Here is an 18,675-nt window from a genome sequence, read left to right on the forward strand (position 1 = left end):
GATTTTGTGATCCACTACAGCCATGCGGGATGTTTACCCAACTGTAAATGCTGGCCTGAGGTGCAGATACCCGGCCCAAGAATGTGATAAGTCGCTATGAGCGGCTTTTTTTATGCCCGCAATTCGGCAGGTAACCCATGAAATATTTTTTTACGACCCGCCTGGGCGAAACGCGCTATCAACTGGCGGACGGCTCGATCCTGTTCAAAGACGTACCTATCGGACGAACGGGTGAGCAGGTTTATGGCGCGGAGGAACTGCCTGATTTAGCCCCTGGCAGCGACGAATTGATAGTTGTCCGCCGGACGCCAGAGGAGGTATTCAGCGAACGCACGATCGCCTCCTTCGAGGGTATGGCCGTCACTATCGGCCACCCGAAAGATTTCAGCGGCAACATTATTTTTGTCACGCCGCAGAACTGGCGACAGTTAGCAAACGGCCACATTCAGAACGTCAGGCGCGGAGAGGGAGTGAATTCCGATCTGCTACTGGCTGACGTCATCGCTAAAACGCCTGAGGCCATCCAGGCGGTTGAGGACGGCGACGACGAAGTGAGTTGCGGCTATGACGCTGACTATCGCCAAATCTCGCCGGGTATCGCGGAACAGTATGCGATCACTGGCAATCATCTGGCCTTTGTCCCTAACGGGCGGGCCGGTTCACGTTGTGCACTGGGAGACGCTATGCCGAGCACTACTAAAAACTGGTTTACCCGGCTTTTAAAGGCCCGCAAAACCAACGACGCCGCCGAAATGGCGAGCCTGATCGATAACCCGCCGGAGAATATGACCGGCGATAATGACGACGTTACAGCCTCCATGACACCCGGCGGTGTAGTCATTAACCTTTCACCACAAAGCCCGATGCCCGCGCCGACTTTACCTGTTACGGCGGACACGGAGGAAGATATCCCCGCGTGGGGTAGAGCACTGATTGACGCAGTGGCAAAACTCACTCCAGCATCCCCGGCTACCGGTGATGAAAATGAAGATGAACGGGATGAAGTCGAGGGCGCGGTGACGGGTGACGCGGCTTATCGTGCCGATCTGATCCAACCTGGTATTCAGTTGCCAGTGTCAGCAAAACCTACGGCGTTTAAGCGTCATATCCTGGTCTCCGCCGATCAGATGCTTGTCCGTTCAGTTGTGGGCAATGCAGATATTACCAAGCTACCAAGGGCCACTGTTGATATGGCGTTTACCGCTGTTTCTGAGCTGGCTAAAAATCGCAACACTGCCGCGCAAACTACCGACAGTTTCCGCAATATGACCACTAACACCACAAAATCTATCGCGGATATCAACAAGGCTGCGAAAGAACTCTGGGCTAAACGAGGCTAATACATGGCTAACACCATTCTTTACCGGATGCCTGCGGGCATCGCCGGGGCGATCTCACGTCCACAGGATTTAACCGTAGAGCCTCATGTGCTCGATTCAACTAAGCCATTCGCGGCCTATGGCTTGGCTGGAAAAATTGCGGGCGGAAAGTTCGTGCCTGTCGAATCGGGCGACGCCGCCACGGTGATGGCGGGGATCTTTGTTCGTCCTTACCCGACCGCATCGCAGCCCGATAAAGTTCGCCAGATTGGCTCTGGTTTCAATTTTACCGGCGACAACCTGAAACGTGGTTATGTCACGGTCAATATTGGCGGTGATGCTTCCTCAGTCGCTCTTTATGCGCCGGTTTACATGCGCGTTGGCACCCCGACTGCTGCAAGCCCCTTGGGCGCATTCCTAGCCACAGCAGACGGCGCTAATACCGTTCAAGTTACCAACGCAGTTTTCAATGGCCCCGGCGATGCTGAAGGGAACATTGAACTGGCTTACAACATTTAAAGGGAGCATTAAAAATGCCAATGACCTTTGATCAGGCTACCGTCGATAGTACCGGTGCCTTTCTGATCCATGAGCTGGAGCGGCTCGACCAGACGCTGAACTTACCGCTGACGTCCCAGACCTGGAGCCGAGACGTTGAGCTGCGCGAGGACGTTTCTATCGCCGATGAGATTAGCTCATTCACCAACACCACGTTTGCGGCGCCAGGCTCCCCAAATGCTAACGGCAAGAACTGGATTAACCAGCTTGCTACCGCTATCGCAGGGTTGAATGTCGATATCACTAAAACGGGTTTCCCGCTGGAACTTTGGGGAATGGAGCTGGGCTGGACGGTTGTAGAACTGGCTGCCGCGGCTCAGGTAGGTCGCCCTATCGATACCCAGAAATACGATGGTATGCAGTTGAAATGGAACATGGATACTGACGAACAGGTATATATCGGGGATGCGGTAAAAGGCGCTCAAGGACTTTTAAACCTTTCTAACATTTCCTCGACTAACGCCGCGAAAACCTGGGCGACATCGACCCCCGATGAAATCCGCGCCTGTATTAACCAGGTGTTGAGCAATGCATGGACACGATCTGCGTATTCGAAAGTACCGGAAGACCTGTTGATCCCGCCGGAACAGTATTCATTCCTGGCAAGTACGATTGTTTCATCCGCGGGTAACCAGTCATTGCTGACTTACCTCGAGACCAACACGATTGCTTTCCATCAGAATGGCAAGCCGCTAAACATTCGTCCGGTGAAATGGGCTATCGGGCGCGGTGTTGCAAAGAAAGACCGAATGCTGGCGTATACAAACGATAAAAAGTTTGTCCGCTTCCCGATAGTGCCGCTGCAAAGTGTGCCGATTCAGTACCGTGGCATTTATCAGCTTGTGACCTACTACGGCAAGCTGGGCGTCATTGAGCCGGTTTATCCGGAAACATTGAACTACATGGACGGCATTTAAGCCCGCGGCCCCGGAAACGGGGCTGAATTTTGAGGATTTGCGATGAAAAAGAGAATCTATGTACTGGCGCCGTTTAATTTCAATGACGGCGTCAATATCACGGCGTTTGCCGCTGGCTTTCATGATGTGGAAAGTGATGTCGCCGATCACTGGTTTGTGAAGGAGCATTGTTCACCTGATGGTGATGCACCAACACTGGAAAGCGATCCACTTATTGCGGAGCTTGAAGCGCTGATGGCGGAAAAAGACACACGCATTGCGGAGCTTGAAGCGCAACTCGCGGAGGCCAAAGCCAATGGCAAGAAACAAAAGCCTACCGACGCCTGAACAATTCCGCGAGATGTTCCCTCAGTTTGAAAACACCACGACCTACCCGACACCCATGATCATCGCCCGGCTTGCGTTGGCCGATGTTCTGTTGAGTGAAAGTCGGTTCGGGGAAGAGATCTTCCCTTATGTTGTCGGTCTTTTCGTGGCGCATTACATGGCGCTTTATGCTGCTGATATGCGCGGGGTTGCGGTAGGTTCAGCGGGTGGGGCCAATAGTGGGGTGCAGACTTCTAAATCGGTTGACAAGGTCTCTGTCAGCTATGACGCCAGCGTGACGTTGAATCCTGATGCTGGTTTCTGGAACAACACCCGCTATGGCTCTGAGTTCTGGGAATACCTGATGATATTCGGTGCCGGGGCAATTCAACTGGGAACGCCATAATGGGCATAAAAAGCGGTCTCAAGGTCAGAAGTGATAACGCTGAATCGGTGTTATCGGCTTTACGCGCGCTTTCAAAAATGGATGTGCTGGTGGGCATACCAGAAGCCAATGCCACGCGCGAGGATGGGGAAACCCTGAACAACGCGGAGATCGGCTATCTGCAGTCTACCGGTGCCACGGTGCAGCTCGGCGGCCAGACCGTCACGCTGCCACCGCGCCCGTTTCTTGACATGGGGATCGAGGACACCAAACCGCGAACTACTGAGCACTTGAAGGCGGCGGCCGTGTTTGCGCTGAACGGCAAGACGGAGGCGGCGCAGCGGGAGCTTGAAAGCGCGGGACAGATTGTGCGGGATGGCGCAAAGGCCGTGATCGGCGCCGGCGACCGGCTTCACCCTCTTTCTGATGCAACGAAAGAAAGCCGACGCGCTCAGGGCATCCCCGGCGATAAGCCGCTCTACGCTCACGGCTACCTGCTGCGCTCAATCACGTACGTGGTAAGGAGTAAATAATGCCGTTTCTCGACGTTACCGAAGTGCTGCTGGATCCTGATTTTGTCGATACAACGTTGGTGTGCCATCGGCAAATACAGACCGTTGATGATGACGGATTCACTACCAATACCCCACAGGATACCCCCTTTAGCGGCGTGGTCACCGTTGATCGCTCCTTGGAGGCCAAGCGTATGCAGGCGGGGCAGAACATCAACGGGGCCATTCTCATCGTGACACAGTTCCGGCTTACGCAGGGCCAGCCAAGGCTAGACGCCGATGTGGTGACGTACCGAGGCCGAAAGTATCGGGTGACCTTTGTCGATCCCTATACCGCCTACGGTGCCGGGTTCGTCCAGGCGCACTGTGAGCTGATGGACTTTGACGGAGGAACGCCGATTGAGTAACGACAGCAAAGCAGCAGGGTACCTCACTCCCACAGGGCCGCCACCGCTTTATGATGAAGCGCTTGAGCGGGAAATAAGCCGTTGGATCAGGGCGATTTCAGGCTTGCCGCCTGGAATGGTTCTGCCGCGCTTTACTGACCCACAAACGCAAATACCCACCAACGGGACTACCTGGTGCGGGTTCGGAATTTCAGAGTTTACCTCAGACGCCTTTCCGGCTTTGGTACCGGGGGAAGAAAGCAGCGAACATTGGGAGCAGGAAAGCCTTGCTGTGCTCTGTTGCTTCTATGGCCCCGCAGGACAACAAACGGCCACCCGCTTTCGTGCTGGCATCTTCATTTCACAGAACAACGATGAGTTAAAGCGTCTCGGCCTGACGCTGTGGCAGTGCGGGAAAATGTACAGCGTTCCCGAACTCATCAATAACCAGTGGGTGCGGCGGTATGACCTCACCGTCCGCCTGCGCCGCAAAATCATCCGCGAATACGGCATCAAGTCGATCGCAGAAGCACCGGTTCAATTCTTCGGAGAATAACCTATGTCACAGGGTTTACCTGTATCGAACATCGTCAACGTGACGGTGAATATGGCCTTGCGCGCTGCGCAGGGGCGAAACTTCGGGGCGTTGCTTATCGTCGGCGGATCCCCGGTCATTGATGGCAGCCAGCGTATGCGCAGCTATTCCAGCATCACGCAGGTTGGTGCAGATTTCGGAATGGACACGCCGGAATATCAAGCAGCATCCCTTTATTTTCAGCAGGCTCCGCAGCCGAAAGTATTGTTTATCGGGCGCTGGATCAAGGCTGACCAGGCCGCACTGTTACGTTGTGGCATTTTGTCACCGGCACAGATGGCGATCAGTACCTGGGCGACAGTCACTAACGGCGCGATGCAGATCACCATTGATGGTGTGGCCAAGAACATTACGGGGCTGACTTTTGCAGCTGAAACCAATCTCAATGGCGTGGCTGCGCGGATCACCGAAAAACTGACCACGGCAACAGTGACATGGGATGCGGCAAACAGTCGCTTTATCATCACGTCGAAAACCACTGGCACGGTATCAGCGGTGGGGTATGGCTCAGCCGGTACCACCGGAACCGATGTTTCCGCGATGATGAAAGCCACGCAGAATGCGGGCGCACTGGCGATACCGCGTGCAGCCGCTGAGAATATCCAGGCTTGCATTTTCAAGCTGGCCGATATGTCTACCGGCTGGTATGGGCTGCAAATTGCTGATACGTCGCTGAGTGATAACGACGTGCTGAACGTCGCAGCGTTTATCCAGTCCGAGGATGTTTCGCGCATTTACGGCCATACAACGCAGAACACCAGCGTTCTTGACCTGGACAACACCGCGGACATTGCCAGCAAGCTGAAGGCGCTAAGTTATGGCCGCACCTTCGTGCAGTACTCCAGTAGCAGCCCCTTTGCTACAGCGTCCGTTTTTGGCCGTGCGTTTACTGTTAATTTTCTGGGCAACAACACTACTATCACACTGAAATTCAAGCAGCAGCCGGGGATCGTGGCAGAGTTTCTCACGCAGTCACAGGCCAACACGCTGACGGCAAAAAACTGTAACGTGTTTGTCCACTACGATAACGACACTGCGATTATTCAGGAAGGTGTGATGTCGAACGGCGATTTCTTCGACGAGCGCCACGGCCTGGACTGGCTGCAGAACTACGTACAGAACAACCTCTATAACGTGCTCTACACCAGCACAACCAAAGTGCCGCAAACCGACCCAGGTATCACGCGCCTGCTTACCAGCGTAAGCGGTTCGCTTGGGCAAGGCGTCACAAACGGCTTGATTGCGCCGGGGGTGTGGAATGGTGATCCGGTCGGTGAACTGAATACCGGCGATACACTGACGGCAGGTTATTACACCTACGCGCCACCTGTAGCCAGCCAGTCACAGGCCGAGCGTGACGCGCGCCGCGCGCCGGTGATCCAGTGTGCCATCAAGCTGGCGGGTGCGGTTCACTTCGCTGACGTCATCATCAACGTAAATCGATAAGGGGCGAAAATGTCCACGTATTCTTTTTTAGATGTTTCGGCCTCAATCGTCGGGCCGGGTGGCTCTTTCGATCTGGGCTACGGAGCAGGCAACGCTGAGGAGGGTATTACTGTTGCCATGGTGGAGGCAAAAAACACCATGACCACGGGCGCGGATGGCTCTGTAATGCACAGTCTCCACGCAGGCAAGGGCGGCACTATCACTGTAACCCTACTCAAGACCAGCCCGACCAACGCGAAACTGAGCGCGCTGTATAACGCTCAATCGCTCTCGTCTGCAACGTGGGGCAACAACATCATCGTGATCCGCAACAGCGCCAGCAACGATGTGTGCTCGGCTCGTTCGGTAGCATTCCAGAAGCAGCCAGACTGGCAGAACGCCAAAGACGGCGGCACGGTGGCCTGGGTATTTGATGCCGGTCTTATCGATCAATTGCTCGGCACGTTTTAAGGGGTAATCCATGGAATTTGAAATCAAGGGCCAGAAATACCGGGCCAATAAGTTGAATGTGTTCGATCAACTGAAAGTGTCCCGCAAGCTGCTGCCGGTTCTTTCTGGGCTGCTGGGTGAAATCGCAGTGCTGAAGCAGTTAAAAAACGGACAGATCACTCTTGAGAATGCGCTGAAAACAGCGCTGCCGGTGATAGCGCAAACTTTGTCCGACATGAGCGAAGAGGATAGCAACGCGATCCTTCACCCATGCCTTTCTGTTGTGGCGCGCCAGCAGGGCAATACCTACTCGCCGATATTCAGCAACGGGCAACTGATGTTTGACGATATCGACCTCATGAGCATGCTGCAAATCGCAGCTCTAGTGGTGGGGGACTCGTTGGGAAATTTTTTGGGCGAACTCCAAGAGAAAGGGGCGGAAGCTCCGCCAGCGGCTTAACGCTGGAGTCATTACCGGGCGGAGAGGACTATCTTTTACGCCCGGTAGAGGCGGGTATGTGCTCGATAGCGGAGCTGAAAAGCGGCGTTGTCGATCTCTTCGATATTGCACTGATGAATGATTATCTCGATGTGAAGGCGGAGAACGAACGCCGGATCGAGAAATGGAGCCGAGATAATGAGCGCTGAAACTATCAAGGATTTCCTGATCTCGCTTGGGTTCGATATTGACTCAGCCGGCGAGCGGAAATTCTCCGCTGTTGTCGCTGGGGTTACCGCGAACGTCCTCAAACTTGGCGCGGTTGTGGAAGGGGCCGCGCTGGCTGTTGTTGGATTCACTACCCAGATAGCCAACGGCCTGGATAAGGTGTATTGGTCCTCTCAGCGCACCGGGGCAACCGTTGCGGGGATCCGTGCAATTGGTTACGCAGCATCACAAACCGGTTCTGATGCGGCTGCCGCCCAGGGCTCACTCGAAAACCTTGCCCGGTTTATGCGTAACAGTCCAGGCGCGGAAGGCTTTTTAAATCGGCTTGGTGTCAAGACGCGCAGTGCTAACGGTCAGATGCGGGACACTTCAGCGATTTTTACCGCTCTGGGCGACAAACTTTCAAAGATGCCGACTTACCGCGCAAACCAATACGCGCAGATGTTCGGCATTGACGAAAACACGCTGCTGGCGATGCGCCGGGGTATTTCCGGTTTCACTGCTGATTACCAGGGAATGCTGAAAGCTACGGGGTTGGACTCCGAAAAAGCAGCCGCACAATCCAACAAATTTATGACCTCAATGCGCAGCCTCACAACGCTGCTGGGCATGGCTAAGGACAAGATAGGCTCCGATCTGGCCGGAGGGTTGAGCGGCTCCCTGGAAACTCTCCGAAAGCGCATCATGGAGAATTTCCCCAAAATTGAGGCATTCATTACGCGAGTGGTGAAGGGGATCTTCTGGATGGCCGAGGCTATTGGTCGAATGGTCTATCGTGCAACGCAGGCGGTAAACGGTGTGATCGACTGGTGGAGAAAACTGGGGGACGAGTCAAAGAAACTGGTTGGTTTCTTCGGCGCTATGCTGGTGGCCTGGCGCATGCTGAACAGCGCGTTCCTGATGTCGCCGATTGGGCTTATCACCGCCGCTATTATTGCCTTGGCGCTGCTGTACGACGATTACATGACATGGAAGGAGCACGGCAAAAGCCTGATTGATTGGTCGGAGTGGGAGCCCGGTATCAAAAAAGCCAAAGAGGCGATTATCTGGATCCGCGATAAGCTGCTGGCGCTTAAAGATGCCGTGGGCGGGTGGAAAACGGCGCTCGAAATCTTGGCCGGTTACATGGCAGTTACTTGGGCGGCCAAGATGATCAAGGCTGTGACCGGCGTGAGTAATGCGTTTGGCGGTCTGTTTAAGTTCTCGGGGAAAATTATCGCAATAGGTTTGGCGATCGAGCTGTTCAATAAGGTCGATGAAATCCAGAAAGCCGCAAAAGAAGCGGGGATGGATCCGGGCGAATACCTGGTCAAAAAGCTTCAGGATAAGCAAAAGACGGGTAAGCCCCTCTTTGATTTGGATGCTCAAAAAGTCCTGTCGGATTGGTGGTCAAGCTGGAGCTTGCACGCGGGGAATGAGGGGGTTTTCGGTTCTCGCGATGCTGTGCAATACGGCCAATCCTTTAAGCGCCCTCAGGCTACTAAAGCAGGGGCGGCGCTACTGGGTTGGTTGCAGCCAAAATTGGCGCAACTGGAGCAGCTTTATCGGTTACCAGAAGGATTGTTGCGCAGCGTAGCGCTGACTGAATCCAGCGGCAACCAGTTTGCTGTAGGGCCAATGACAAAGTACGGGCAGGCAAAAGGGCTGTTCCAGTTTATGGACAATACAGCCAGCGGGCTGGGCTTGCGTGGCAATGACGTATTCGATCCTGAAAAGTCTGCCAATGCGGCCGCCAAATATCTGGCGCAGCTGCTGCGCATGAATGGTGGTGATTTGGATAAAGCGCTGGCCTCATATAACTGGGGGATCGGCAACGTGCAGAAGCACGGCATGGCGCTGATGCCACAGGAAACCCGCAACTATATCCCGCGCGTGCGTAGCAATATGCCTGATGCTGGTGCCCCCTCCATTCAGCAGGAAACCAATATTCATATCCACGGGGTTTCCGATCCAACTCGCGCAGGAAAGGAAGTGGCTGATCGTCAATCTGACGTCAATTCACGGTTATCCCAACAGACAAATAGAGGGCCTGATTTTTAATGGATATTCTCTCAGTTTTATTTTCTCAGCAACGGCGTCGAATAGGCATCATTGTACCCAGCGTTGTTATCACGGAAAAGCACTCGGACACTCTGGAGATCACTGATAACCCAGTAGATAAGCCTACAGAGTCCGGCGCAGGTTTTATCGCTGACCATGCATATCGCCGCCCGTCAGAGCTCACCATGGAGTTAGGCTTTGCTGGCGGAGGATCGTTGATTGACGGTGTTGATACAACAGCGATTTTTGATGCCAGCACGGGATTATCTCTCGGTACCAGCCCGGCAGACATTTATAAACAAATTCTTGAGTTACAGCGAGATAGAAAACCTTTCGATGCCACAACGGGTAAGCGGCAATACAAAAACATGTTAATCCGCGCCATTGAAGTGACCACCGATAAAACCAGTGAAAATGTGCTGATGTGTGTTTTGACATTGAAAGAGATTGTTATTACCCAGACGCAGACCATCACCGTTGCCGACAAAGAGAATATGAAGGAAGGGTTAAATACATCCCCGGTACAAAATACTGGCACGAAAACCCCTGTAGCCGTCAATGAAAGCCTCCTATCTCAGGGCTCTAGGCTACGGCAAAAGGCTGAGGAAATATTTAGTAGAGGTGTCCAGTGAATATACGAGAAATTCCCCTAAAACCGCTCAATCAGCAATTTTCTATTGTGCTCGATGGGCAGCAACTCAACATGCGTATTCAATGGCGGGGTGTGGCTGGCTGGATATTGGATTTAATGGATGCAGCGGGTAATCCGTTGGCCCTGGGATTGCCTATGGTGCCAGGTGTGGACTTGCTAAGTCAGTACAAATATCTAGGCATCAACGGATTACTGCTCATTGATAGTGACAGTGGGGCGGAGGAATACCCCACGCAAGACAACCTCGGGATCAGAAGCCACCTTTATTTTATTCAGGAGTAGGCATGAGCAAGAACTGGATGCGTCATTTCGAACTGCAACTGCTTGACAAAGATGGTACCGGCATCGATTTATCTAATTTTAAAGTAACGTTTGAAATCGAGAAAATGCCAGCCACCGTTTTCAACGGCTTTGTGGGAAATTTCAAGGTTTACAACCTTTCCCCTGATACTGAAAACAAAATCATGGGGAAAGAGTTTGCAAAAATTCGCGCCATTGCGGGTTATGACGGTATGCCGGACAGTAACGGCAACTATACCGACAGCAACTTCGGGTTAATTTTCAATGGCGATATCCGATTCACGATCACCGGCAAAGACAGCATTACGGATAACTGGATACTCATTCAGTGTATTGATAGCTGGGAGGGACACCTTAACGCCTCGGTGAAAACAACTGTAGCGGCAGGGTGGAAGTATGCCGACCTATTTGATCAGGGTATGAAAACGTACGCCCCGTTCGGCATCACCAGTGGTGCAGCACCCACAATGCCCACCACTGTTTTTCCTCGTGGTCGCGTCATTTACAAGACAACCTCCGCACTGATGTACGATATCGCAAAGCAGTGTGATGGTAACTGGTGGTTTGAAAACAATCAGGTTCACATCCTGCCGGAAAGCAAATATCTTACAGAAGCGTTCGTACTAAACGCCAATACAGGGCTGATCGGCAGACCGCAGCAGACAATGGGTAATGGTGTTAATGCGCGCTGTCTCATTAATCCCAACATCAAGCTGGGCAGCCTGGTAAGGATCGACCAGACATCAGTTTACCGAGCATCTCTATCTGGTAGTGCAGTAGCCACAGCGGAGGGGCGGTTGCGAGAACAAGAGCAGGACGGTAACCTATCGGTTAGTGTCCCTTCAATGCCACCGGCTAGCATCAACGTTGATGGTGACTATATTGTCTACAGCATTGATTACCATGGTGACACGCGTGGGCAGTCTTGGTATATGGACTTGATGTGTATAGCTCGGGGTTCGAAAGATCTCTTAACCAAATCAGCTCTGGATAAAGGCATTTCCGATGGCTAAAACCGTTTCAATAATACTGGCGCTAATGTTTCCTGTTACCAGTATTGCAGCGTTTAAATGCGGACCTTGGGTTTTGGACACGGTTCAATCCGGCGAAACAACTCTAAATGGGCAAATAACCAACACGCAAAAAGTGACCTTCCTCAGGCAAAGAGACGATTATGCCAACATGAAGCTGGATATGGCTCTTGCGCCTGCGCGGGACGGTAACATGTACGGCTTTGAGTTTATCAAGCGAGACGGCAAAGCGTTTCTTAATGTTGAATTACTTCGCGCCAGCATGGACGCCCCTCGGCACTTCGCGACTTATGACTGCGTGAAGGTGAAGTGATTCCTGCCATCGTTCACTAAACAACAATAATCGTTGCTCCTGCGTTTTTATTATGCGCTAATCTGTACATGTACAGAGGGGGTTCCATGAAAATCATTACTTACACGCAAATGCGATCTGATTTATCAGCAACGTTGGATTGTTTACGTTCGGGAGAAAGTGTCACGGTTACGCAGCGCGGGAAGCCTGATCTTGTCATTAGTGCGAAATCAGTTGAAGAGGTTGCTTCCATAGAAGACGTAAAAGCATCTGTGAAAAAGATAGATACGCATCTTTCGCAGTTGATTGCATCGAATATGTCACCGCAGATAACGGAGGGTGTCATGAGGCTTTCTAAGCAATTGGAGGCTCTTGCTCGGTCTGATGAGGCTCGGCAGACGCTGGTGCAGGCTGCTAATGCAGCGGCTGTTTTGCAAGGGGTATCAGAGTCATTTATTAAAGCTCTGCAACATACTCAGTCTAAACATGCGGAAATTATAAAAAAACTGGAAGATAAGTAATGGCTGATATTACGTTCCTTTCGGTAGATGAGGTTATCGCTATTCAGAAGAGTACATTGCCAAATAGCGGGCAGCCAGACCGGGGAAAACTTGAAGGCGCCCTCAATCGGGTAGATAACTTACGTATATATGAAGAGTGTGAGGATTTATTTAAATTTGCAGCTATGTACATGGTGGCAATAGCGAAGTCTCATGCTTTTAATGACGCCAACAAACGAACGGCTTTCCAGGCCGCTAGTATATTCTTGCTTCTAAATGGCTATGAGCTAAATACCTCAATGGAGTTGGTTAAGTTGACCATTTTTACTGCTACGGGAGAGGCCGATTGTGATAACGCTGCGCTGGCGCTCAAACTCTTATCAGATTATAAGAATGAGCTGCTGGCAGACACGATAGATGGTTACCAATAGCATATAAACGGTAAATTTAATTGTTCATAACCCGCCTCCGAGCGGGTTTTTTTATGAGGAAAATCCATGCCCGTATCACTTCAATCTCAGATCGGCGGTAAGCAGCAGGCAAGCCAAGCGCTTGCTGATGCCATCTCAGCATCTATCCGCGTTGCGATCCCTGGAATCATTCAATCCTTTGACCCTGTTGCTGTGACCTGTGTTGTTCAGCCTGCAATAAAGGGGTATGAAACGGATGACTCAGGCGATAGGACATCAACCAGTCTACCGCTGCTGGTGGATGTACCAGTGATATTCCCGCGCGGTGGTGGTGTCACGCTGACTTTCCCGGTTAATGCCGGTGACGAGTGCCTGGTGCTGTTTGCCGATCGCTGTATTGATTTTTGGTGGCAGAACGGCGGTGTACAGGAGCCGGTTGACGGTCGCTCTCACGACTTCTCTGACGGCTTCGCACTAGTCGGCCCACAGTCCCAAGCGCAGAAAATCAGCGGCATCAGCACCAGCGCGGCGCAACTTCGTACCGACGATGGCGCGGCATTTATCGAACTGGACCCGGAAAGCCATGCGGTAAACGTCACCACGCCGGGAAAACTGATCGCCAGCGCGCAGGGTGGTACCGAAATCACCTCCCCCGAAATCGTGCTGAATGGCAACGTGACGATCAATGGCAACTTGTCACAGGGTATGGGTGCCGCCGGCGGAACGGCGACGATGCAGGGGCCGGTCAAGGTCACCAACGATTTGACAGCAGGCGGCAAGAGCCTGATGAGCCATACTCACGGCGGCGTGCAGAACGGAAGCGGAAACACCGGAGCGCCTAATTGATGATTAAGCAATTACCAAACTGGAAATTCATCATGCTATGGCTGGTAATCTTTATTGCTGCACTTGGATACCTTATCGGTCAGATTCGCTGGTGGTAGCCCTGGAGGATTTATGAGATACCGAAAAGAGGACGATAGCGGCGATTACACATTCGGCCAAGGGGGTAATACCTTTCTCACTGACACTCCGGAGGCGGTCGCCCAGGCAGTAAAAACCCGGTTCGCGTTGTGGACTGGGGAATGGTTCCTTGATGTGACCGAAGGCACCCCGTATCGCGAGGCTATCCTCGGAAAGCATAAATCAGACGCCTATAACATGGCCGTCCGTCAGCGCATCCTTGGCACGCCAGGCGTGACTGAAATCCTTGAGTTCACCACGGAATATAACGCCGGCACACGCAGCGTTGTGTTTACCGCCACCATCAACACGCTGTACGGCGAAACGACTGTAACCAGCGAGGCATAATGCTAAATCTCGATACGTTAGGGCTTGCGGCCACCGTGACCGCGAGCGGCATCAGTGCGCCTGGTTACCAGGTAATCCTCGATACGCTGACTGGTTTTTTCCGGCAGATTTACGGTGATGATGTTTACCTGGAGCCAGATAGCAAAGACGGCCAGATGCTGGCGATTTACGCGCTGGCTATTCACGATGCGAACAATGCAGCGATTGCTGTCTATAACTCTTTCAGCCCGGCAACCGCCCAGCATGGCGCGCTGGCGTCCAACGTTAAAATCAACGGGATATCTGTTTCTCCCGCCAGCCAATCCACGGCTGACGTGCTGATAGTCGGGCAGGTAGGTAGGCAAATTACCAATGGCGTGGTGCGCGACAGCAACGGTTTTTCGTGGTCATTACCGCCCGTTGTGACCATTGGCACCAGTGGCGCGGTAACCGTGACGGCAACCTGCCAGGTGGATGGGGCTATCGTGGCACCTGCAGGCACCATTACCACGATCGGCACACCGACACAGGGCTGGCAAACCGTCACGAACCCCGCTGCGGCCACGCCGGGGCGGCCTGTTGAAACAGATGCAGAATTGCGTCAGCGACAAGCCCAGTCGGTTTCGCTGCCATCTAGCACTGTGTTGGACGGCATCATGGGGGCCGTGGCTACGCTGCCGGGCGTGGAGCGCTACCGCCCATATGAGAATGACACCGGCGCGCCAGATGCCAACGGCTTGCCGCCGCACTCCATTTCCATTGTTGTGGACGGTGGTGACGCTACGGCCATCGCCCAAACTATTGCAACGAAGAAAACGCCCGGCGGCGGCACGTATGGAACGACGACTATCCCGATCACGGATAAGTACGGCATCGTTCACCCGATCAGTTTTTTCCGCCCGACTACCGTTAATATTTTTGTCGAGGTGCAGATCAAGGCACTGCAGGGTTACACGTCGGCAATAGGCGAAGAAATCCGGGCAGCAATCGCGGATTACATCAACGCGATCCGCATTGGTGACCCGGTTTTTATCACCCGCCTGTTTCTGCCTGCTAATTTAAACGGCAGTGCAGATAGCGCGAATTACGACATTCTGGACCTACAGATCGGTATTTCTGCCGGTGCGCTGACCCCGGCAAACATCGTTGTCGGGTTTAACGAGGCAGCGGCCTGCTCTGAGGATAACGTGGCCCTGGTGGTGACGTCATGAGCGAGACAAAGTATCAGCGCCTGATCCCCTCCTACAACAAGCACAAGCCAAAATTTTACGACCACATCACCCTTATCACTCAGCCGTTCGTTGATATCCAGAATGCGCTGCTCCAGCAGGTAGAAGATTTTGACCTGGATAACTCCATCGGCGTGCAGCTCGACGCCGTGGGGTTGTGGGTGGGCATTGGTCGCCAGATAGCGACGCCGATCACCGGTGTTTATTTTTCGCTGGATGATGACGAGCTGGGATTCGATGCCGGTATCTGGCGCGGCCGGTATGACGCAGGCGGATTTACCGCGCTGGATGACGATACATACCGAACCATTATCCGCGCCAAAATTGCCGCGAACCACTGGGATGGGACGGCCGAAACTCTCAGCGAGATTTATCAGAAAATTTTCCCCGATGGGAAAACCCAGATATTTGCCGTCGATAACTTCGATATGACGATGAGCGTTTATATCACCGGCGACAGCATCACGCCGGTTATGCGGGCGGTTATCAGTCTTGGTTATCTCGACATTAAGCCGTCAACCGTGCGTATCGCAAATTACACCGTCACGACTGTGCCGGGAGCGCTGTTCGGCTTCGACATACAGAACGACTTTATTACAGGCCTCGACTCTGGGGCGTGGGGTGCATCTTTGAGGAAATCAAATGGCTAAGAATGAGTTTTTGCCGTTCGGCACCGGAGCGAACGCCAACGTATTGAGCAACGCCGACTACCAAGCACTGGCTGCCAGAGTGTCGGGTTTTTCCAGTGGGGTAGCCAAGTCTGAGGAGCTTAACACCGCATGGCGGCAAGCCAGCGTTATGGCTGCCGTGTTGGGCCAGTTTATTGCAGATAAGAGCGGTAACGATGTGCTGGACAACGGTAACCTCGTTACGTTGCAAAACAGCTTGTTGGCAGCACTCAGCGCCCAGGCCGTTGGGCGTTTGCTCAATATCCGGGTGTTTACCGCCAGCGGGACATATACCCCCACACCAGGCGCAAAGAAGATCCGCGCCAAGGTATGGGGCGCTGGTGGGGCCGGTGGTGGTACCCAAGCCGTTACCACCGCTCAATCTGCCGTTGCGGGTGGTGGCTCCTCGGGTGCTTATTCTGAAGCATGGATGGATGCCACATCGTTAAATGTCATTGTGGGGCTTGGCGGTATAGGTTCATCAACATCGGACGGTGCAAACGGTGGCACATCTTCTGTGGGGAGCGTGTCGGCACCGGGCGGTGTGGGGGGGAGCTATGGCACAGCGAGCTCGGTGTTTCCATTTGGCGCAGCTCCTCGCAATCCGCCAGTCGGGACGGGAGGGAGTATCGTTAACGCGCCGGGAAATGTTGCTTCAATGGGGTTCACCTGGTCGAATGGTGGCGCGATCCGATCGATGGGGGGGCAATCATCTGTTGGGGCCAGCCAGTATTCAGCAGCGGCACTAGGATATTCTGCTGGTGGTGCTGGGGCTGTAGCTGCAGGGCAAAATGGGGCTGTAGCAAATCAGGCGGGGTACAACGGCGCGCCAGGATTGGTCATTGTTGAGGAATATGCGTAATGAAGCATTGCTTGATCCGTGACGGTAACGTCATCAATGTTGTTATTTGGGATGGTGAAACGGCTGTCGATTTTGGCGAAGTCGATGTTGTTGCAGTGAATGATGATGTCTATGTCGGCCCTGGTTTTACCTATGACGGCAAAGAATTCACCCCGCCGCCAGCCCCGCCAGAAGAATCAGTCTAGTTAGTTAACTACATCATTTTTTATATATGAGCTGTGTGCTCGTAGGATTTTGCACGCCTGTAGGCGGCTACGGAGAGTATATGTCAACAGAAGGGTTGCCAGTAAATAACGTTGTTGGGACTAACGTCGAGTTAGGGCCGCGCAGCACCGCCGACGCTGCGAATGCAGCATCGAGCAGTCAAGCGGCAGATAGCGCAGCGGCATCTGCTGATAGGGCTTGGAAATTTAGTAATGATGCGGCGGCATCAGCAGCGGCAGCCAAGGTTAGTGAGAATAATTCTGCTGCCGCTATGGCAAATGCATTGAGCAAAGTGGTTACAGCGGATCAGAGTGTTGCCAGTACAGTGATTTTTAAATCGAACGTGTATTCCTATGGCGAGGTAATGATCCAAGCTGCGGCGGGCAAGCCGAATACACTACTTCGATTTCGTGATGAGTCTGGTTCTGACAAGGGAGGTATTTACGCACAGACCGATACAGGGCAATTAAATTTCCGCTGGAACGGCTCAGCATATACCGTACAACTCAAGCCTGACGGTTCGGTCACATTTCCATCCACTGTATATTCCGGTACTGCTGCATTGCTGAAAAATGGCGAATATGGCCTTGGTTCTGATTTTAGACCGTCACTGACCGGCTATACGCTGGCATCTGATTATCGGATTAATGGTGCTTTCTACGCTAATGTCTCAGCAATGACTGATACATTTGATGCTGCGAACAACCATATTCTTAACGTATTTGGATATTCGAATCGTACCTATGGATTCCAAGTTGCCTTTCCTTTTGGTACCGACAAGATGGCTTTCCGGCGCATCCAAAATAATGGCGTCGGCGCATGGAAAGAAGTTTGGCACAATGGAAACACAACGGTAGACGCTAACGGCTTCCTCAAAAAAGCCAGCCCGATCGTTAGGCTGTTCGGTGACGGCACCAGCGAACTGAACGATCAGAGCCAGGGCGTAACAACTGAGCGTATCAGCGAGGGCGTTTACCGGGTTTCTGGGGTGATGGGTTTCAACAGCGATCCGGCATGGGGTGGCCCGAGCGGCGGTATCGGCTTACCAAAGGACAACAACGATCTCACGCTGCTTTGGGTGGACTATGAAGTCGATGAGACGGGTGATCTGCTGATCAAGACTTTCCACCGTATCAACTCCACTGCTCCGAAGTTCGCCCAGAACATCGTTGCTGGTTACAAGGAAGGACAGCCGATCGACATCCCAGCCGGGCGCTGGATTGATCTGCGTGTAGAAATGCCAGCAGATAACGAGCCAGAGGTAGTGCTTGAGCCGGAGCAGGGCGATACACCAGAGGTTGAAACTAAGGGGTAACAACAGGGCCGGGAGAAATCCCGGCTATCAATGATGGGGCATGGTGGGGGCAAAAAATTACCGCAAAGCAACTCAAAGCAACGTTAGTCCAGAGCCAACTTGCGATAATGCATTGCATAAACCGTAGATACTATCTACATCAACTCAACTTCAAATATGATGGCGTCACATTATGAATATGCCGGTGTAGTCTAAAAACCTTAGTCATGTTGACTTTCAGCAACTTGTCGAAAATTGGCCAACAGTTGAACTTTGAGTCAAAAACATATTCCCTGGTTTTTAGGTTAGTGAATAGTCAGGAAAGTTAACACTCCGCAACCAAAAAGAGTGAAAATAGAGCATGTACTTTACGGCTTGAATAT

At 52.7% G+C, this 18,675-nt stretch carries 26 protein-coding genes; all 26 read left to right on the forward strand.

Annotated features, from left to right (window positions below):
- Positions 1 to 137: 137 nt before the first annotated feature.
- On the forward strand, positions 138 to 1,340 hold the full coding sequence (locus IV04_RS12170) for a DUF2213 domain-containing protein (RefSeq protein ID WP_037401506.1): 1,203 nt from the start codon (positions 138 to 140) through the stop codon (positions 1,338 to 1,340).
- Positions 1,341 to 1,343: 3 nt separating this feature from the next.
- Positions 1,344 to 1,838 carry a hypothetical protein gene (locus tag IV04_RS12175; protein ID WP_037440855.1) on the forward strand — a complete coding sequence of 165 codons (495 nt, stop codon included), beginning with the start codon at positions 1,344 to 1,346 and terminating at the stop codon, positions 1,836 to 1,838.
- A 14-nt stretch (positions 1,839 to 1,852) separates the two neighbouring features.
- Positions 1,853 to 2,794: a DUF2184 domain-containing protein gene (locus IV04_RS12180; RefSeq protein ID WP_037404240.1), complete on the forward strand. Its 942-nt coding sequence runs from the start codon at positions 1,853 to 1,855 to the stop codon at positions 2,792 to 2,794.
- Positions 2,795 to 2,836: 42 nt separating this feature from the next.
- On the forward strand, positions 2,837 to 3,121 hold the full coding sequence (locus tag IV04_RS12185; protein ID WP_037404242.1) for a hypothetical protein: 285 nt from the start codon (positions 2,837 to 2,839) through the stop codon (positions 3,119 to 3,121).
- On the forward strand, positions 3,090 to 3,506 hold the full coding sequence (locus IV04_RS12190; protein ID WP_037404243.1) for a DUF4054 domain-containing protein: 417 nt from the start codon (positions 3,090 to 3,092) through the stop codon (positions 3,504 to 3,506). Before IV04_RS12185 ends, IV04_RS12190 begins: the two co-directional genes overlap by 32 nt.
- Before the next feature lie 5 nt (positions 3,507 to 3,511).
- On the forward strand, positions 3,512 to 4,018 hold the full coding sequence (locus IV04_RS12195) for a hypothetical protein (RefSeq protein WP_037404272.1): 507 nt from the start codon (positions 3,512 to 3,514) through the stop codon (positions 4,016 to 4,018).
- Positions 4,018 to 4,404 (forward strand): hypothetical protein, encoded by a 387-nt coding sequence (locus tag IV04_RS12200; protein ID WP_037404244.1) that lies wholly within the window; start codon positions 4,018 to 4,020, stop codon positions 4,402 to 4,404. Before IV04_RS12195 ends, IV04_RS12200 begins: the two co-directional genes overlap by 1 nt.
- On the forward strand, positions 4,397 to 4,939 hold the full coding sequence (locus IV04_RS12205; RefSeq protein WP_037404246.1) for a hypothetical protein: 543 nt from the start codon (positions 4,397 to 4,399) through the stop codon (positions 4,937 to 4,939). The genes IV04_RS12200 and IV04_RS12205 overlap by 8 nt, the downstream gene beginning before the upstream one ends.
- Before the next feature lie 3 nt (positions 4,940 to 4,942).
- Positions 4,943 to 6,424, forward strand: coding sequence for a DUF3383 domain-containing protein (locus tag IV04_RS12210; RefSeq protein ID WP_037404247.1), 1,482 nt, complete (start codon positions 4,943 to 4,945; stop codon positions 6,422 to 6,424).
- Between the two features lie 9 nt (positions 6,425 to 6,433).
- Entirely contained in the window at positions 6,434 to 6,874 is a 441-nt protein-coding gene (locus tag IV04_RS12215; RefSeq protein WP_037404248.1) for a DUF3277 family protein, read from the forward strand.
- A 10-nt stretch (positions 6,875 to 6,884) separates the two neighbouring features.
- A complete protein-coding gene (locus IV04_RS12220) occupies positions 6,885 to 7,313 on the forward strand; it encodes a phage tail assembly chaperone (protein WP_037404250.1) in 429 nt (142 codons plus the stop codon).
- Positions 7,314 to 7,369: 56 nt separating this feature from the next.
- Positions 7,370 to 7,501, forward strand: a complete 132-nt coding sequence (locus IV04_RS26770; RefSeq protein ID WP_231566327.1) for a hypothetical protein — start codon at positions 7,370 to 7,372, stop codon at positions 7,499 to 7,501.
- Positions 7,491 to 9,560 (forward strand): transglycosylase SLT domain-containing protein, encoded by a 2,070-nt coding sequence (locus IV04_RS12225; protein WP_037404251.1) that lies wholly within the window; start codon positions 7,491 to 7,493, stop codon positions 9,558 to 9,560. The genes IV04_RS26770 and IV04_RS12225 overlap by 11 nt, the downstream gene beginning before the upstream one ends.
- Positions 9,560 to 10,192: a phage baseplate protein gene (locus IV04_RS12230; protein ID WP_037404252.1), complete on the forward strand. Its 633-nt coding sequence runs from the start codon at positions 9,560 to 9,562 to the stop codon at positions 10,190 to 10,192. The genes IV04_RS12225 and IV04_RS12230 overlap by 1 nt, the downstream gene beginning before the upstream one ends.
- A complete protein-coding gene (locus IV04_RS12235; protein ID WP_037404253.1) occupies positions 10,189 to 10,494 on the forward strand; it encodes a hypothetical protein in 306 nt (101 codons plus the stop codon). The genes IV04_RS12230 and IV04_RS12235 overlap by 4 nt, the downstream gene beginning before the upstream one ends.
- Positions 10,495 to 10,496: 2 nt before the next feature.
- Positions 10,497 to 11,525, forward strand: a complete 1,029-nt coding sequence (locus IV04_RS12240) for a hypothetical protein (protein WP_037404255.1) — start codon at positions 10,497 to 10,499, stop codon at positions 11,523 to 11,525.
- On the forward strand, positions 11,518 to 11,856 hold the full coding sequence (locus IV04_RS12245; protein ID WP_037404257.1) for a hypothetical protein: 339 nt from the start codon (positions 11,518 to 11,520) through the stop codon (positions 11,854 to 11,856). Before IV04_RS12240 ends, IV04_RS12245 begins: the two co-directional genes overlap by 8 nt.
- A gap of 86 nt (positions 11,857 to 11,942) precedes the next feature.
- Positions 11,943 to 12,356, forward strand: a complete 414-nt coding sequence (locus IV04_RS12250) for a type II toxin-antitoxin system Phd/YefM family antitoxin (protein WP_037404258.1) — start codon at positions 11,943 to 11,945, stop codon at positions 12,354 to 12,356.
- A complete protein-coding gene (locus IV04_RS12255; RefSeq protein WP_037404259.1) occupies positions 12,356 to 12,766 on the forward strand; it encodes a type II toxin-antitoxin system death-on-curing family toxin in 411 nt (136 codons plus the stop codon). Before IV04_RS12250 ends, IV04_RS12255 begins: the two co-directional genes overlap by 1 nt.
- Before the next feature lie 66 nt (positions 12,767 to 12,832).
- Positions 12,833 to 13,591, forward strand: coding sequence for a phage baseplate assembly protein V (locus IV04_RS12260; protein ID WP_037404260.1), 759 nt, complete (start codon positions 12,833 to 12,835; stop codon positions 13,589 to 13,591).
- Between the two features lie 111 nt (positions 13,592 to 13,702).
- Positions 13,703 to 14,056 carry a hypothetical protein gene (locus tag IV04_RS12265; RefSeq protein WP_037404261.1) on the forward strand — a complete coding sequence of 118 codons (354 nt, stop codon included), beginning with the start codon at positions 13,703 to 13,705 and terminating at the stop codon, positions 14,054 to 14,056.
- On the forward strand, positions 14,053 to 15,246 hold the full coding sequence (locus IV04_RS12270; RefSeq protein WP_051916778.1) for a baseplate J/gp47 family protein: 1,194 nt from the start codon (positions 14,053 to 14,055) through the stop codon (positions 15,244 to 15,246). The genes IV04_RS12265 and IV04_RS12270 overlap by 4 nt, the downstream gene beginning before the upstream one ends.
- Complete coding sequence (locus IV04_RS12275) at positions 15,243 to 15,914, forward strand: DUF2612 domain-containing protein (RefSeq protein WP_037404263.1); 672 nt, start codon at positions 15,243 to 15,245, stop codon at positions 15,912 to 15,914. The genes IV04_RS12270 and IV04_RS12275 overlap by 4 nt, the downstream gene beginning before the upstream one ends.
- Positions 15,907 to 16,794 (forward strand): glycine-rich domain-containing protein, encoded by an 888-nt coding sequence (locus tag IV04_RS12280; protein WP_037404264.1) that lies wholly within the window; start codon positions 15,907 to 15,909, stop codon positions 16,792 to 16,794. Before IV04_RS12275 ends, IV04_RS12280 begins: the two co-directional genes overlap by 8 nt.
- On the forward strand, positions 16,794 to 16,979 hold the full coding sequence (locus IV04_RS12285; RefSeq protein WP_037404266.1) for a hypothetical protein: 186 nt from the start codon (positions 16,794 to 16,796) through the stop codon (positions 16,977 to 16,979). Before IV04_RS12280 ends, IV04_RS12285 begins: the two co-directional genes overlap by 1 nt.
- An 80-nt stretch (positions 16,980 to 17,059) precedes the next feature.
- A complete protein-coding gene (locus IV04_RS26565) occupies positions 17,060 to 18,313 on the forward strand; it encodes a hypothetical protein (protein ID WP_051916779.1) in 1,254 nt (417 codons plus the stop codon).
- Positions 18,314 to 18,675: the final 362 nt, after the last annotated feature.

The organism is Serratia sp. Ag1 (assembly GCF_000743355.1).
In the GTDB taxonomy this organism is placed as follows: Bacteria; Pseudomonadota; Gammaproteobacteria; order Enterobacterales; family Enterobacteriaceae; genus Chania.